Consider the following 14,228-nt stretch of genomic DNA (forward strand, 5'->3'; position numbering starts at 1 on the left):
CCGGGCCATGGCGGTGAGCCGGGCGGGATGTCCCGGTGGAGCCGCCACCCGCCACCCGATTGCCGGGCGGCGGGCGGCGGCGGGGCCGGGGCCGGGCCGCGCTAGTTCTTGTCGGGGCGGTCGGTCACCCGGACGGTGTTGACCAGCGGCTTGCCGAAGCCGCTGTGCGTGACGAAGCGGAGGTTGAGCACCCCGTCGGTGACCTTGACCGTGTAGGTCCTGGTCAGGGCGGTGTAGCTGCCCGCCTCCAGGGCGATGTCCAGGGAGGGCAGGACCTGGCTCCCCTCGGCGAGGACGTCGAAGACGCGCTTGTCGGGCCGGGTGGTGGAGAGTTCGGCGAAGCCCAGCTCCACGGTGTAGGTGCCGTTCGGGACGTTGTCGAAGCGGTACTCGTACATGCCCTCGCGGGCGCTGCGGAAGAGCCGCTGCTCGTCGGTGCCGGCGATGGTGCGGGCGGTGGAGTGGACGGAGGAGCTGCCCTGGTAGCCGTACGAGCCGGCGGTGTACTTGCGGTCCGGGGACCAGGCGTCGCCCGCCGCGTCCGTGCCGGCCCGGTCGGCGCCGGCGTCCACGGCGGTCTGGTAGCGCGGTACAACGATCTTGACGGGGACGGTGAGGACGGGGGTGCGGCCGCTGGCCGAGGTGATCCGCAGTCCGGTGCTCAGTACGGTGCCCGGTGCCAGCCCCGCGGTGTCCGCGGTCAGCGTGAGCGGGGCCTTGCCGCCGGTCGGGAGGTTCCCCTCCGCCGGGGTCACCGTCAGCCAGGGCGCGTCCTCGGCGACCGCGTAGGCGGTGGTGAGGCCCGGGTTGGTGAGTTCCAGGGTGCGGGTGCGCCGCTGGTCGGCGGGCAGGACCAGTTCCACGCCCGGTGCGGCGGCGGTGACCCGGCCGGTGCGCAGCGGCCGGCTGACCTCGGTGACGTCGGCCGGCTTGACGTCGGCGGCGGCGGTGGCGGTCTCGTAGGAGGGTGCGGCCAGGGTGACCGTACGGGCGCCCGAGGGGCTCTGGACCACGTATCCGCCGTCGGCGGCGGTGGTGGCGGAGACGGCGGAGTCGCCGCTGCCGACGGTCACGGTGGCGCCGGGGACGCCGCCGCCGTCGTTGGCGTCGAGCACCCGGCCGGTGACGACTCCGCTGCGGGTGGTGCGGAAGGCGATGGAGAGGCCGTCGGTGAGGGCGGGGGTGTTGAAGGAGTACTTGAAGGCGTCGGTGCCGGCCGCGTTCTCCACGCCGACGGTGGCGGAGGAGCCGCCCTTGAGCCCGGTGCCGCCGGTCCCCTTGTAGGAGTAGGTGACGGTGCCGTCCTCGCCGATGGCCGCCGAGAAGGAGAAGGTGTCGGCCTGCGCGGACCAGTGGGCGACCTTGCGCCACTCGATCACGTAACTGCGGTGCGGGGCGGTGCCGGTGACGGCGGTGAAGACGCCCGATCCGGTGTCGGCGGCGCCGACGACGAGGTCGTCCCAGAAGGGGTAGAGGGCGGCGTTGGGGGTGGCGGCGCTCGGGATGTCGCCGTTGACGTCGCCGGTGTGGTTGCCGCCGAGGCTGACCGTGCCGTTGGTGCCGATCCAGGCCTGCGCGTACGTCTTTCCGTAGAGCGGCAGCGGGAAGGGCAGGTCGACGCGCTCGGTGGTGTTGTCGCCGGTCAGGGCGAGGCGCCGGTCGCCGGCGGAGTACGGGCGGCCGCCGTCCGCGGCGCAGGCGTAGCCGTAGCCGTCGGTGCGCTCGGGGAGGGCGACGGTGACGGTGGTGTCGGCGGTGACGGCGGCCTTGGCCGTGCCTGCGGTGAGGCAGCGGGCGGGGTGGGTGGCGGTCACGTCGTAGGTGCCGTGCGGCAGGGTGACCTCGAAGCGGCCCTGCGCGTCGGTGGTGGCGGTCACGGGGGTGTCCGCGATGGTGACGGCCGCTCCGGCGGCGGGCCCGGCGGGCGAGGTGACGGTGCCGGTGAGCCTGGCACTGGCCGCCCGGGGCAGGGTGAGGTCGGCGGTGGCGGTGGCCTGTTCGGTGACGGCCGCGGTCGTGCCGCGCTGTCCGTAGCCGAACTTCGAGGCGGTGACCTCGTACGCGCCGGTGGACAGGACGCCGAAGCGGTAGGTGCCGTCGGCTGCGGTGGTCGCGGTCCGGTCGATCGGGCCGTGCGCGGTGACCTTGGCTCCCGTGACGGGTGCGCCGGCGTCGTCGCGGACGGTGCCGGCGAGCGCGCCGACCGTGCCGCGCGGGGCGGAGTTCACCGCGGCCAGGGCGTCGAGGCGGCCCTCGCCGAAGACGTTGTTGTCGGCGGCGGTGCCGCCGCACTGGCCGTTGTCCGTGTCCTGGGCGGTACCGTCCAGCAGGGCTTCCGTCTGCGCCACGTCACCGGCGAGGGAGGGCGCGGCCGACCACAGCAGGGCCACGGTGGCGGCCGTGTGCGGGGAGGCCATGGAGGTCCCGGAGAAGGAGGCGTACTCGCCGCCGGGGACGGAGGAGCGGACGTTCACGCCGGGGGCGGCGATGTTCGGCTTGACGATGCCGCCGGGGCCGGCGCCGCGGGAGGAGAAGGAGGCGATGGCGCCGTCGCTGCCGAAGGCGCCGGAGCTGTAGGAGCGGGCGTAGTCGCCGGGCGAGCCGCTGGTGCCGCAGCCCGGGCCGGAGTTGCCGTTGGAGAAGGCGGGGAAGATCCCGGCGGCCCGCCAGGCGTCCACGACCTGCTGGTACCAGTCGTCGTGCGCGCTGCTGCCCCAGGAGTTGTTGACGATGTGCGGGGCGAGGTCGGGGCGGGGGTTCTGGCCGTGCAGGTCGGTGGGGGCGACGATCCACTGGCCGGAGGCGAGCAGGGAGGCCTCGGAGCAGGAGTTGGTCTCGCAGCCCTTCGCGGCGATCCACTTGGCGCCGGGGGCGACGCCGGTCTTGTTGGCCCCGCCGTCGTCGCCGACCATCGTGCCCATGGTGTGGGTGCCGTGGTCGTTGTTGTCGCAGGGCGCGGCACCGGCGCAGATCCCGGCCGGGTCGAACCAGTTGTGGTCGTGGCTGTAGCTGCCGTCGGCGTTCTTGCCGCGGTACTGGCTGTTGACGGCGGGGTGGGTGTAGTCGACTCCGCTGTCGATGTTGGCGACGACGATGCCCTCGCCGCGTACGCCGAGCTGTTCCCAGACCTGGGGGGCCTTGATCCGGTCGATGTTCCATTCGACGGCGTCGGCGGCGGTCTTCTCCCGGGTGCCCTCGGCGGGCTTGGGGAGGCTGACCTTGTCGTCGGCGTCGATGCGGGCGACCTCGGGGCGCTCTGCGAGGGTCCCGGCGAGTTTGCGGCTGCCGACGACGCGGACGGCGTTGACGATCCAGTACGAGGTGTACTCCGCCCCGGCCGCGTCCAGGGCCTTGCGGACCTCGGCCTGGGTGCGCGAGGCGTGCTCCTGCTTGGTGCGCAGGACCGTTTCGGCCTTGGCGGCGCGGGTCTGCTGCCTGCCCGCGGCGGTCAGGTCGGCGGCGCTGTCGAGGTAGACCCAGAAGACGGCCTTCTCGGATCCGTCGAACTGGGCGCGGAGGGCGGGTTCGAGCTTGCGCTCGGCCGGGGTGGGCGCGGGGCCGGGCTCCGGGGCGGCGGCCGCGACGCCGGCGCCGACCGGGAGGAGCAGGGCCGCGCTCAGAGCGGCGAGCGCCGCGCGTAAGGAACGTCGTCGGTTGCGTTGTGGCACGTGTCGTCTCCTCTTGCGCCGGGTGCGGCGCGTGCAGATCGTGCGGATCGTGCGGGAAGGCCGTGCGGGAAGTGCGCGGGTCATGTTCTGGGAGATGCCATGTGCATTACAAGAGGGCCTCGTGAGCCACGGAACGGACGGGTCGGGACGGGTCCGGACGGTCCGCGCGCAGCCGGGAGCCCCGCCCCGGTGGCCTTCCGGGCGCGGGCGCGTCAGCCTGGGGGGATGAGCCCGCTGCCCGGCGAACCGGTGCCCGAGCCCGGCCCCGCCCCGGCGTCCGGGCCCGGCCCCGCGCCCGCCCCGGAGCCCAGCGGGCAACCCGCGCCCGCGGCCGCCCCCGAGCCCTCGGTCGTGCTCGGCTCCGCGCAGGGGCGCTGGATCGTGGTCGCGACCGTCCTCGGGTCGGCGATGGCCCTGCTGGACTCCACCGTGGTCAACGTGGCGCTGCCCCGCATCGGACGGGACCTCGGCGCCGACCTGGCCGTGCTCCAGTGGACGGTGAACGCCTACCTGCTGACCCTGGCCGCGCTGATCCTGGTGGGCGGGGCGCTCGGCGACCGGTTCGGCCGGCGCCGCGTCTTCGTGCTCGGCGTGGTGTGGTTCGCGGCGGGCTCTCTCCTGTGCGGGCTCGCGCCGAACGCCGGGGTCCTGATCGCCGCCCGGGCCCTCCAGGGCGTCGGCGGCGCGCTGCTGACGCCCGGTTCCCTCGCGCTGATCCAGGGCTCGATCCGGGCGGACGACCGGGCCCGCGCGGTGGGCCTGTGGTCGGGGTTCGGCGGTGTCGGCGCGGCCGTGGGGCCCTTCCTCGGCGGCTGGCTGGTGGACGGGCCGGGCTGGCGGTGGGTGTTCCTGCTGAACGTGCCGGTGGCCGCGCTGTGCGTGCCGGTGGCCCTGAAGCACGTACCGGAATCGCGGGATCCGGCCGCGGGCGGGCGGTTCGACGTGCTCGGCGCGGTCCTGGGCGCGGCGGCGCTGGGCCTGCTGACGTACGCCCTGATCGAGGCCCGGTCCGCTGCGGCCCCGGTCATCGGCGCGGCGGTGGGCGGGGTGCTGCTGGCGGCCGTGTTCGTGTACGTGGAGCGGCACCGGCCGGATCCGATGGTGCCGCCGGACATCTTCGCCTCCCGGCAGTTCACCGCCGTCAACCTCGTCACCCTGTTCGTCTACGCCGCCTTCGGCGGCTTCTTCTTCCTCGTCGTGCTCCAGCTCCAGGTGGTGTCCGGGTACTCCGCCCTCGGCGCCGGTGCCGCGCTGCTGCCCACCACCGTCCTGATGCTGCTGCTCTCCTCGCGGGCGGGGGCGCTCGGGGAGCGGATCGGGCCGCGCGTGCCGCTCACCGTCGGGCCGCTGCTGTGCGCGGCCGGGACGCTGCTCATGCTGCGGGTGGGCCCGGACGCGTCGTACCCGCGGGACGTGCTGCCGGCCATGGTGGTGATGGGCGCGGGCATGACCGTGCTGGTGGCCCCGCTGACCGCCACCGTGCTGGCCTCGGTGCCGGCCGGGCGGGCGGGCCTGGCCAGCGGGATCAACAACGCCGCCGCGCGGGCCGCCGGACTGCTCGCGGTGGCGGCGCTGCCGCTGCTGGCCGGGATGGGCCCGGACGCGTACCTGTCCGCCGGGGCCTTCGACTCCGCCTTCGGGCGGGCCATGCTCTGGTGCGCGGGCGCCCTGGTGGCGGGCGCCGCCACCGCCTGGGCGACCGTACGCTCCCCCGCGCCCGGGGTCTGCCACCCGGAGTGCCGTACGCACTGCGCGATCGGCGCCCCGCCGCTGGAACACCCCTCGGGGCCGGATCCGGCGCAGGGCCCGCACTGACGGCGGAGGACCCGGGTGTGCTGGAGCGCGGCCGCGGACCTGACGGCGGGCACGGCCGTGGCCGCCGTCGGGGTGGTGTGCCTGGCCCGCGCGCGGCGGGCCCGGGACCTGCCCGTCGCCGCGCTCCCGCTGCTGCTCGGCGCGCACCAGCTGGTCGAGGCCGCCGTCTGGCGCGCGGGCGGCGGCTGCGGCCCGGCCACCACGGCCTGGGCGGTGATCGCGCTGCCGGTGCTGCCGCTGTGGGTGCCGCTCGGGGTGCTGCTCGCCGCCGCGCCCGGGTCCCGGCGCCGGCTGCTGGGGCCGGCGGCCGCGGGGATCGCGGTGGCCGCGGTGCTCGCGTACTGCCTGGCCGTGCGGCCGGTGAGCGCCGTGGTCCGGGGGCGGGTGATCGGCTACGGGGTCGACGTCCCCTGGGCCCCGCCGGTCCTGGCGGGCTACCTGTACGCCACCCTCGGCGCCCTGCTGCTCGCCGGGGACCGGACGCTGCGGCTGCTGGGGGCGGTGCTGGCCGCCGGGGCGGTGGTCTGCGCGGCGCTGTGGCGGCTGGAGTTCGCCTCCACCTGGTGCGCCTTCGCGGCGGCGGCCTCGGTGCTGGTGCTGGGCTGGGTACGGCGCCCGGAGGGGGCCCCGGACCGCGACCGGGACTACTGGTTCTGGCCGCCCAGGACGAAGAGCAGGTAGACGAAGAAGGCGAAGAGGTGGCCCACGAACAGGTAGGCGATGAGCCGGATGATCAGACCGCGCGGGAACTTCGACTCGAAGCGCTCGCGGATGGTGCGCTGGGCGGGCGCCTGGGCCTGCCCCTGCTCCGGAACGGCCTGCTCTGCGGTGCTGGACATCTGGTCTCCTCGGGACTCGGACGCGGACGCGGACTCGGATTCGGACGCCGACTCGGACGCCGACTCGGATTCGGGCACGGACTCGGACACGGATTCGGGCACGGTGGCGGCTCCCCCTAGCGCTGGTGCGTGGTCTTGGTGCCGAGGCACAGCCCGGCGAGGCTGCTCTGCAGCAGGGTGTGGACGAACAGCAGCTCGCACCCGCCCGGCCCGGCCGCGCCGATCCGGTGCGGGGTGAGCGAGTCGAAGTGCGCGCTGTCCCCCGGCTCCAGCAGGTGCTCGGCCTCCCCCAGGTGCAGCCGGAGCCGCCCGCTGAGCACGTACAGCCACTCCTCCCCGGGGTGTACGCGCACCAGCTCGCCCTGGCTGCGCCCGTGCGGGACGTGCACGCGCAGCGCCTGCATCCCCCGCCCGGAGCCGCCGGCCTGCCAGTACGTCCACCCGTCGGCCTCGCGGGCCCCGGGGCCGCCGGCCCGTACGATGGGATCGGCGACGGCGGGGGTCTCGCCGAGCAGCTCGGAGACGGTCGTACCGTAGGTGCGGGCGAGCCCGAGCAGCAGCGGCAGCGAGGGCTGGCGCCGGCCGGTCTCCAGCCGGGACAGGTGCGCGGGCGAGAGCCTGGCCCGCGCGGCGGCGGCCTCCAGCGTGAGCCCGGCGCGGCGGCGCAGGTCGCGCAGCTGCGGGGCGACGGCGGGCAGCTCGTCGGCGAGGGCCTCCCCGGGGGCCTCGCCGCCGGTGCCGGTGCCGGTGCCGTCTGGTTCCTCGGAACGGGGCGTCATACCCCGATTGAGCCAGAGCCTTGCCTTCCTGGCAAACCTCCTTGCCTCTGAGGCAAACCCGAATCCCTCCCGGACCTCCCTCAGCCGTCCCGGCGGCCCTGTTCCAGCACGGTCTCCACGGTGTCGGCCTCCTGCGCCGTCTTGTCCGGGCGGTGCCGCAGGACCCGGGCGAAGCGCAGGGCGACCCCGGCCGGGTAGCGCGGGGAGCGCTGGAGACCGTCGTAGGCGATCTCCACCACCAGTTCGGGCCTGACCCGGACGGTGAAGCCGTCATCCTCCTCCGCGAGCTCGTGCAGCCGCGCGGTCTGCCAGTGCAGCATCTCGTCCGTCAGCCCCTTGAAGGTCTTGCCGAGCATGGCGTAGCCGCCGTCGCCGGTCCGCGCGCCCAGGTGCAGGTTGGACAGCAGTCCGGTGCGGCGGCCGTGGCCCCGTTCGGCGGCGAGCACCACCAGGTCGAGGGTGCGGACCGGTTTCACCTTCAGCCACTGCTTGCCGCGCCGGCCCGCCGCGTACGGGGAGTCCAGGGCCTTGACCACGACCCCCTCGTGGCCCCGCCGCAGGGTCCGCGTCCAGAACTCCTCGGCGGCCGCCGCCCCCGCCCCGGCGTCCTCCACCACCAGCCGCCGCACCCGGGCCGGCTCCGGCACCAGGGCGGCCAGGGCCGCGTGCCGCTCCCGGACCGGCAGGTCCAGCAGGACCGCGTCGCCGAGGGCCAGGACGTCGAAGAAGCGGACGGTCACCGGGAGGGCCTCGCGCGCCGCCGCCACGTCCAGCCGGGAGCCGACCCGGCCCGCGATCTCCTGGAAGGGCACCGGGCGCCCGTCGGCCCCCAGCCCGATGACCTCCCCGTCGAGGACGAACCGCTCGCCGGGCAGGCTCCGGGCCAGTTCGGCCAGCTCCGGCAGCCGCCCGGTGATCTCGTCGAGGGAGCGGGTGTGGATCCGCACCTCGTCCCCGTCCCGGTGCACCTGCACCCGGATCCCGTCGAGCTTCTCCTCCACCGCGCAGGGGGCGAGCGCCGCCAGGGCGTCGGCCAGCGAGCGCGCGGTCCCGGCCAGCATGGGCTGTACGGGCTGCCCGATGCGCAGGGTCACCCCGCGCAGTGCCTCGGCGCCCCCGGCCAGCGCGGCCGCCGCCGTCCGGGGCAGCGAGCCGTCCAGCATCACGGCCCGGCGCAGCTCGGCGGCCGGCAGCCCGGCGGCCTTGGCCGCCCCTTCCAGGGCGACGGCGTCCAGCGCGCCCTGGCGCACCTCGCCGGACAGCAGGCTGCGCAGGAAGCGCTGTTCGTCCGCGGTGGCGGCGCCGAGCAGGGCGGCGACGATCCGGCGGCGTTCGGCCTGCGCCCCCGGGCCCGCCACGGCGGCCAGCCCGGTCACGGCGTCGTCGACGGCCGTCACGGTGAGCGCGGGCTCCGCCGCGGGGGCGGTGTCCTGGGCCAGGGTGCGCCGGCCGACCCCGGGCCGGCCCTGCGGGAGCCGCCCGGACAGGTAGGCGATGACGAGGGCGGCCTCCTCGGCGGGGGCTGCCGCGAAGAGCTCCGCGAGCAGGGCGGTCTTACGGGAGCGGGCGGAGGCCTGCGCGACCTCCCGGGACACGCGTGCGACCTCGGCGAGCAGCATGCCGTCCATCCTCCCGCCGGTCGCGCCCCGGCGCAGGCCCGGGCCGCCGCCGCCGGCGCAACCGGCGGGTGACGCGGGACGGGGCGCGGGGGCGGGACGCGGGGGCGGGTCTACTGCGGCTGCGGTACACCCGTCCGCGCGGGTAGTCCTGGAGAAGGGGCGGAGCTCCCCCTGAGGGAGCTCGGGGAAGACGATCACGGGCTTTAGGGTGCCCGTATGAAGCTACGACTGCCCCGGCGGCCCCGGGACCGCCTGCTCGCCGGCGCCGCCGCCCTCGCCGTCCTGGCGGGCGCCGGCTCCTGGACGGCCGCCGCGTCCGGGGACGAGCCGGCCGTGCGCCGCGAGGACCGGTTCGTGCAGGTGCCCGGGCTGGACGCCGCGGCTCCGGGCGCGCCCGGTGCCGGGATCGACACCTCCTTCTTCACCTCAGGGGACCCCTCCGCGAAGCGGCCCGCCGTCCTCCTCGGCCACGGCTTCGGCGGGAGCAAGGACGACGTCCGCGCCCAGGCCGAGCGCCTGGCCCGCGACGGCTACGCCGTGATGACCTGGTCGGCGCGCGGCTTCGGCCGCTCCGGCGGGAAGATCGGACTGAACGACCCCGAGCACGAGGTCAAGGACGTCTCCGCGCTCGTCGACGCGCTGGCCCGGCGGCCGGAGGTGCGGCTCGACGCGGACGGCGACCCGCGCGTCGGCGTGGCCGGGGCCTCCTACGGCGGGGCCGTGGCCCTGCTGGCGGCCGGGTACGACCGGCGGGTGGACGCGATCGCCCCGCAGATCACGTACTGGAACCTCGCCGACTCCCTCTTCCCCCAGGGCGTGTTCAAGAAGCTCTGGGCCGGGATCTTCTTCACCACCGGCGCGGCGGGCGGCCTCCAGCAGGCGCAGCCCCTCGCGGGCGCCGGTGCGCCGGGGGCGGCGGAACCGGCGGGACCGGGCGGCGCGCCCGGCTGCGGCCGGTTCGAGCCGCAGCTGTGCGCCATGTACGAGCGCGTGGCGGTGGCGGGGAAGCCCGACGCCGAGGCGCGCGAGCTGCTGGAGCGGCGCAGCCCCTCGGCCGTGGCCGACCGCATCAAGGTGCCGGCGCTGATCGTCCAGGGGCAGGAGGACTCCCTCTTCCCGCTGGACCAGGCCGACGCCATGGCGAAGGCCATCGCCGCGAACGGGGCCCCGGTCGCCGTGGACTGGGCGGCCGGCGGGCACGACGGCGGCATGCGCGAGGAGGCCCGGGTCGAGGCCCGGGTGGCCGCCTGGTTCGACCGCTACCTGAAGGACGACGCCTCCGCGGACACCGGCCCGGCGTTCCGGGTGTCGCGCTCCGGCGGGTTCGACTCCACCGACGGGCGGCTGACCCTGCGCGGCGCGAGCGGGGAACGCTACCCGGGACTGGGCTCCGCTCCGCGCGGCTTCGCCCTCTCGGGCCGGGAGCAGACCTTCGCCAACCCGGCCGGCGGGGCGCCGCCGTCACTGTCCGCGCTGCCCGGCGTCGGCGGACAGCTCGCCGCCCTCGGGACCGGGCTCTCGCTGGACTTCCCCGGGCAGAACGCCCGCTTCGAGTCGGAGCCGCTGACCGAGGCCGTACGGGTCACCGGCTCGCCGACCGTCACCCTGAAGGTGAGGTCGACGGCTGCCGACGGCTCGGCCGTGCTGTTCGGCAAGGTGTACGACGTGGGGCCGGACGGGCGGCAGCAGGTGCTGCCCTCCCAGCTGGTCGCGCCCGTGCGGGTGGAGGACGCCGGGCAGGGCCGGAGCGTGGAGCTGCGGCTCCCGGCAATCGACCACGCCGTCCAGGCCGGGCACCGGCTGCGGCTGGTGGTGGCCGCCACCGACCTCGGCTACGCCTCGCCGGCCGCCCCGGCCTCCTACACCGTCTCGGCGGAGGGCCCGCTGCGGGTGCCCGTCGCGGACGGGGTGGACACCGCGGCCGCCGGGCTGCCCGCCTGGACCTGGTGGATGCCGCTGGGCGCGCTGGCGCTGGCCGCCGGGCTCCTCGGGATCCGGCGGACCGGCGGCGGCCGCGCGGGGGCCCGGGCGCGGGAGGCGCGGCCCGAGCCCGCACTGGCCGACGTACCGCTGGACATCACCGGGCTGACGAAGCGGTACGCGAAGGCACAGGACCGCTACGCCGTGCGGGACCTGTCCTTCCGGGTGGAGAAGGGCCAGGTGCTGGGCCTGCTCGGGCCCAACGGCGCGGGCAAGACCACGACCCTGCGGATGCTGATGGGCCTGATCACGCCGGACGCCGGGGAGATCCGGGTGTTCGGTCATCCGATCCGGCCCGGCTCCCCGGTGCTGTCGCGGGTGGGGGCGTTCGTGGAGGGCGCCGGCTTCCTGCCGCACCTGACGGGCCGGACCAACCTGGAGCTGTACTGGCAGGCCACGGGCCGTCCCGTCGAGGACGCGCACATGGCGGAGGCCCTGGAGATCGCCGGGCTCGGCGACGCCCTGGAGCGGGCGGTGCGCACGTACTCGCAGGGCATGCGCCAGCGGCTCGCGATCGCGCAGGCGATGCTGGGGATGCCGGACCTGCTGATCCTCGACGAGCCGACGAACGGTCTGGACCCGCCGCAGATCCGGGAGATGCGGGACGTGATGATCCGCTACGCCGCCGGCGGGCGGACGGTCATCGTCTCCAGCCACCTGCTGTCGGAGGTGGAGCAGTCCTGCACGCACCTGGTGGTCATGGACCGCGGGCGGCTCGTGCGGGCCGGCGAGGTCGCCGAGATCACCGGCGGCGGGGACACCCTGCTGGTGACCCTGGCGGAGCCGGTGGACGACGTGGCGGTGGGGAAGGTCGGCGCCCTGGAGGGCGTGGCCTCCGCGGTGCGCTGCGACGAGGGGCTGCTCGTCCGGCTCGACGGCGCCTCGCCCGCGGCACTGATCGGCGATCTCGTGCGGCTGGAGCTGCCGGTGGCGGCGGTGGGGCCGCACCGGCGGCTGGAGGACGCCTTCCTCACCCTGATCGGAGGTACGGCATGAGTGCCGTGGAGGAGACCCGGGTGCGGGAGACCGCGCCCGGCTACCGGGCGGGGCGGACGCTGCCGCTGCGGGTGGAGGCGCTGCGGCAGTGGCGCAGGCGGCGGACGATGGTGATGGGCGGGGTGCTGGCCGCGCTGCCGTTCGTGATGATCATCGCGTTCGCGGTGGGCGGCGGCCCGGACGACGGGCCAGGCGGCGGCGCCAACGGCCGGATCAGCCTGATCGACACGGCGACGGCCTCCGGCGCGAACTTCGCGGTGACCTGCCTGTTCGTGTCGGCCGGGTTCCTGCTGGTGGTGCCGGTGGCGCTGTTCTGCGGGGACACGGTGGCCTCGGAGGCGAGCTGGTCCTCGCTGCGGTACCTGCTGGCCTCGCCGGTGCCCCGGGCCCGGCTGCTGTGGAGCAAGCTGGTGGTGGCGCTGGGGTTCAGCCTGGCGGCGATCGTGCTGCTGCCGGTGGTGGCGCTGGCGGCGGGCACGGCCGCGTACGGGTGGGGGCCGCTGCGGCTCCCGACGGGCGGGGCGCTGCCCGCCGGTGACTCGGTGCCGCGGCTGGCGCTGGCGGTGGCGTTCGTGTTCGTGTCGCAGCTGGTGACGGCCGGGCTGGCGTTCTGGCTGTCGACGCGGACGGACGCGCCGCTCGGCGCGGTGGGCGGCGCGGTCGGCCTCACGATCGTGGGGAACGTGCTGGACGCGGTGACGGCCCTCGGGTCGTGGCGCGAGTTCCTGCCGGCCCACTGGCAGTTCGCCTGGGCGGACGCCCTGCAGCCGCAGCTGGAGTGGGGCGGGATGGTCAAGGGCGTGGTGGTGTCGGTGTCGTACGCCGTGGTGCTGTTCGCACTCGCCTTCCGGGGTTTCTCCCGCAAGGACGTCACGTCCTGACGCTGCGTCGCGGGGGCCCGTGCGAGATCGCGCGGGCCCCCGCGACGGGGCCTACGCGTGGGCCCGCGCGACCTCGTCGATCTCGGCCAGCAGCTCCGTCTCCAGGGGCCGTTCGGCCGTCGCGGCGTTGGCGCGCACCTGCTCGGGCGAGGTGGCGCCGGCGATGACGGAGGAGCAGCCGGGCTGGGCGGAGAGCCAGCCGACGGCCAGTTCCAGGACGCTGCGGCCGTACTTGTCGGCGATCGCGGCCAGCGCCTCCACGGTGTCGAGGCGTTCCTCGGTGAGGTAGCCGTCGCGGCCTTCGAGGCGGGAGCCGGCCGGGACGGGGGCGCCCCGGCGGATCTTGCCGGTGAGGAGGCCGTTGGCCAGCGGGAAGTACGGGAGGACGCCGAGGCCGTAGTGGCGGGCGGCGGGGACCAGTTCCCGCTCGGCGGACCGCTGGAGCAGCGACCACTCGTTCTGCGCGGAGACGAAGGGCGCGGCACCGGTCTCGCGGGCCGTGTGGGCGGCTTCGGCGAGCTGCCAGCCGCTGAGGTTGGAGTGTCCGATGTAGCGGATCTTGCCCTCGGCGACGAGTTCGGTGAGGGCCGCGAGGGTCTCGGCGATCGGCGTCCCGGGGTCGGGGCTGTGCAGCTGGTAGAGGTCGATGTGGTCGGTGTCCAGGCGGCGCAGGGACTCCTCGACGGCGCGCCGGATGTAGGCGCGGCCGCCGCGGGACCCGGCGGCGGGGCCGTATCCCATGTCGACGCCGTCGTAGCCGAACTTGGTGGCGAGGACCACCTGGTCGCGGCGGCCCTTGAGGACCTGGCCTAGGTGGTTCTCGGAGCCGCCCTGGCCGCCGTAGATGTCGGCGGTGTCGAGGAGGGTGATCCCGGAGTCGAGGGCGGCGTCGACGACGGCGCCGGTGGCCCGGGCGTCGAGGCGGCCGCCGAAGTTGTTGCAGCCGAGGCCGACGGCGGAGACCTTCAGCCCTGAGGTGCCCAGGGGGACGTAGCGCATGCGGGTTGTTCCTCCGTACTCGTGCGGTGGGCCACGTCGCAGTCTAGGGAGACCGGTCCTCCCGTCGCACCGGTCCGCCGCCCGCGGGCCGTGAACAGTGTGTGTCGGCCGCTGGCGGGAGGGCGCACACATGGCGCGAAAGGGGTGGACCGCACCGGGACGGGCTGTTTAGGATCATCGCGACGGCATCGCGTGTCGGTCACCGACCGGGTGAGGCATGGAGGTGCCGTGACTGCCTTTCGGAGGCATTCACCCATGTCGGTCCAGCTGAACCACACGATCGTCCACGCCCTCGACAACAAGGCGTCCGCCGCTTTCCTCGCGGACGTCCTCGGTCTCGAAGTCGGCCCTGAGTGGGGCCCGTTCGTCCCCGTGTCCACCGCCAACGGCGTGACCCTGGACTTCGCGACCATCCCGGCCGAGTCCATCACGCCGCAGCACTACGCGTTCCTGATCTCGGAGGAGGAGTTCGACTCCGCCTTCGAGAAGATCCGGGCTGCGGGGGTCGAGTACTTCGCCGACCCGCACCGCAGGCACCCGGGCGAGATCAACCACAACGACGGCGGCCGCGGGGTGTACTTCATGGACCCCGCCGGACACGCGATGGAGATCATCACCCGCCCGTACGGCGGCTAGTACGGCCTTCCGGCCC

10 protein-coding genes are annotated in these 14,228 nt (G+C 75.5%); 5 read left to right on the plus strand and 5 right to left on the minus strand.

All coding sequences use genetic code 11. From position 1 onward, the window contains the following. Positions 1-101 precede the first annotated feature (101 nt). Complete coding sequence (locus tag ACQKM2_RS17080) at positions 102-3,668, minus strand: S8 family serine peptidase (RefSeq protein WP_427710502.1); 3,567 nt, start codon at positions 3,666-3,668, stop codon at positions 102-104. Positions 3,669-3,893: 225 nt separating this feature from the next. Between ACQKM2_RS17080 and ACQKM2_RS17085 the strand changes: the two genes are divergently transcribed. Both ACQKM2_RS17085 and ACQKM2_RS17090 read left to right on the plus strand, forming a co-directional pair. Further along, positions 3,894-5,483: a DHA2 family efflux MFS transporter permease subunit gene (locus tag ACQKM2_RS17085; RefSeq protein WP_427710504.1), complete on the plus strand. Its 1,590-nt coding sequence runs from the start codon at positions 3,894-3,896 to the stop codon at positions 5,481-5,483. 15 nt (positions 5,484-5,498) lie between these two features. Continuing rightward, on the plus strand, positions 5,499-6,164 hold the full coding sequence (locus ACQKM2_RS17090; protein ID WP_427710506.1) for a DUF6629 family protein: 666 nt from the start codon (positions 5,499-5,501) through the stop codon (positions 6,162-6,164). Here ACQKM2_RS17090 and ACQKM2_RS17095 read toward each other — a convergent pair. The 3 genes from ACQKM2_RS17095 to ACQKM2_RS17105 all read right to left on the minus strand — a co-directional run bounded on the left by ACQKM2_RS17095 (position 6,128) and on the right by ACQKM2_RS17105 (position 8,720). Further along, a complete protein-coding gene (locus ACQKM2_RS17095; RefSeq protein ID WP_427710507.1) occupies positions 6,128-6,322 on the minus strand; it encodes a DUF6126 family protein in 195 nt (64 codons plus the stop codon). The two genes, ACQKM2_RS17090 and ACQKM2_RS17095, sit on opposite strands and share 37 nt — an antisense overlap. A 116-nt stretch (positions 6,323-6,438) precedes the next feature. Then, positions 6,439-7,101: a helix-turn-helix domain-containing protein gene (locus tag ACQKM2_RS17100; protein WP_427710509.1), complete on the minus strand. Its 663-nt coding sequence runs from the start codon at positions 7,099-7,101 to the stop codon at positions 6,439-6,441. An 80-nt stretch (positions 7,102-7,181) separates the two neighbouring features. Further along, positions 7,182-8,720, minus strand: a complete 1,539-nt coding sequence (locus ACQKM2_RS17105) for an ATP-dependent DNA ligase (protein WP_427710511.1) — start codon at positions 8,718-8,720, stop codon at positions 7,182-7,184. A 216-nt stretch (positions 8,721-8,936) separates the two neighbouring features. On the opposite strand from ACQKM2_RS17105, the gene ACQKM2_RS17110 reads away from it, so the two are divergent. Together ACQKM2_RS17110 and ACQKM2_RS17115 are read left to right on the plus strand one after the other, a co-directional pair. Further along, positions 8,937-11,696, plus strand: a complete 2,760-nt coding sequence (locus ACQKM2_RS17110; RefSeq protein ID WP_427710512.1) for an alpha/beta fold hydrolase — start codon at positions 8,937-8,939, stop codon at positions 11,694-11,696. Next, on the plus strand, positions 11,693-12,577 hold the full coding sequence (locus tag ACQKM2_RS17115) for an ABC transporter permease (protein ID WP_427710514.1): 885 nt from the start codon (positions 11,693-11,695) through the stop codon (positions 12,575-12,577). Before ACQKM2_RS17110 ends, ACQKM2_RS17115 begins: the two co-directional genes overlap by 4 nt. Positions 12,578-12,628: 51 nt before the next feature. Here the strand turns inward: ACQKM2_RS17115 and ACQKM2_RS17120 are convergent, their stop codons facing one another. Then, positions 12,629-13,576, minus strand: a complete 948-nt coding sequence (locus ACQKM2_RS17120; protein WP_427710516.1) for an aldo/keto reductase — start codon at positions 13,574-13,576, stop codon at positions 12,629-12,631. A 255-nt stretch (positions 13,577-13,831) separates the two neighbouring features. Here ACQKM2_RS17120 and ACQKM2_RS17125 point away from each other — a divergent pair, with 255 nt between their 5' ends. Further along, positions 13,832-14,212, plus strand: a complete 381-nt coding sequence (locus ACQKM2_RS17125; protein ID WP_427710518.1) for a VOC family protein — start codon at positions 13,832-13,834, stop codon at positions 14,210-14,212. Positions 14,213-14,228: the final 16 nt, after the last annotated feature.

The organism is Streptomyces sp. NPDC004126 (assembly GCF_050275515.1).
In the GTDB taxonomy this organism is placed as follows: domain Bacteria; phylum Actinomycetota; class Actinomycetes; order Streptomycetales; family Streptomycetaceae; genus Streptomyces.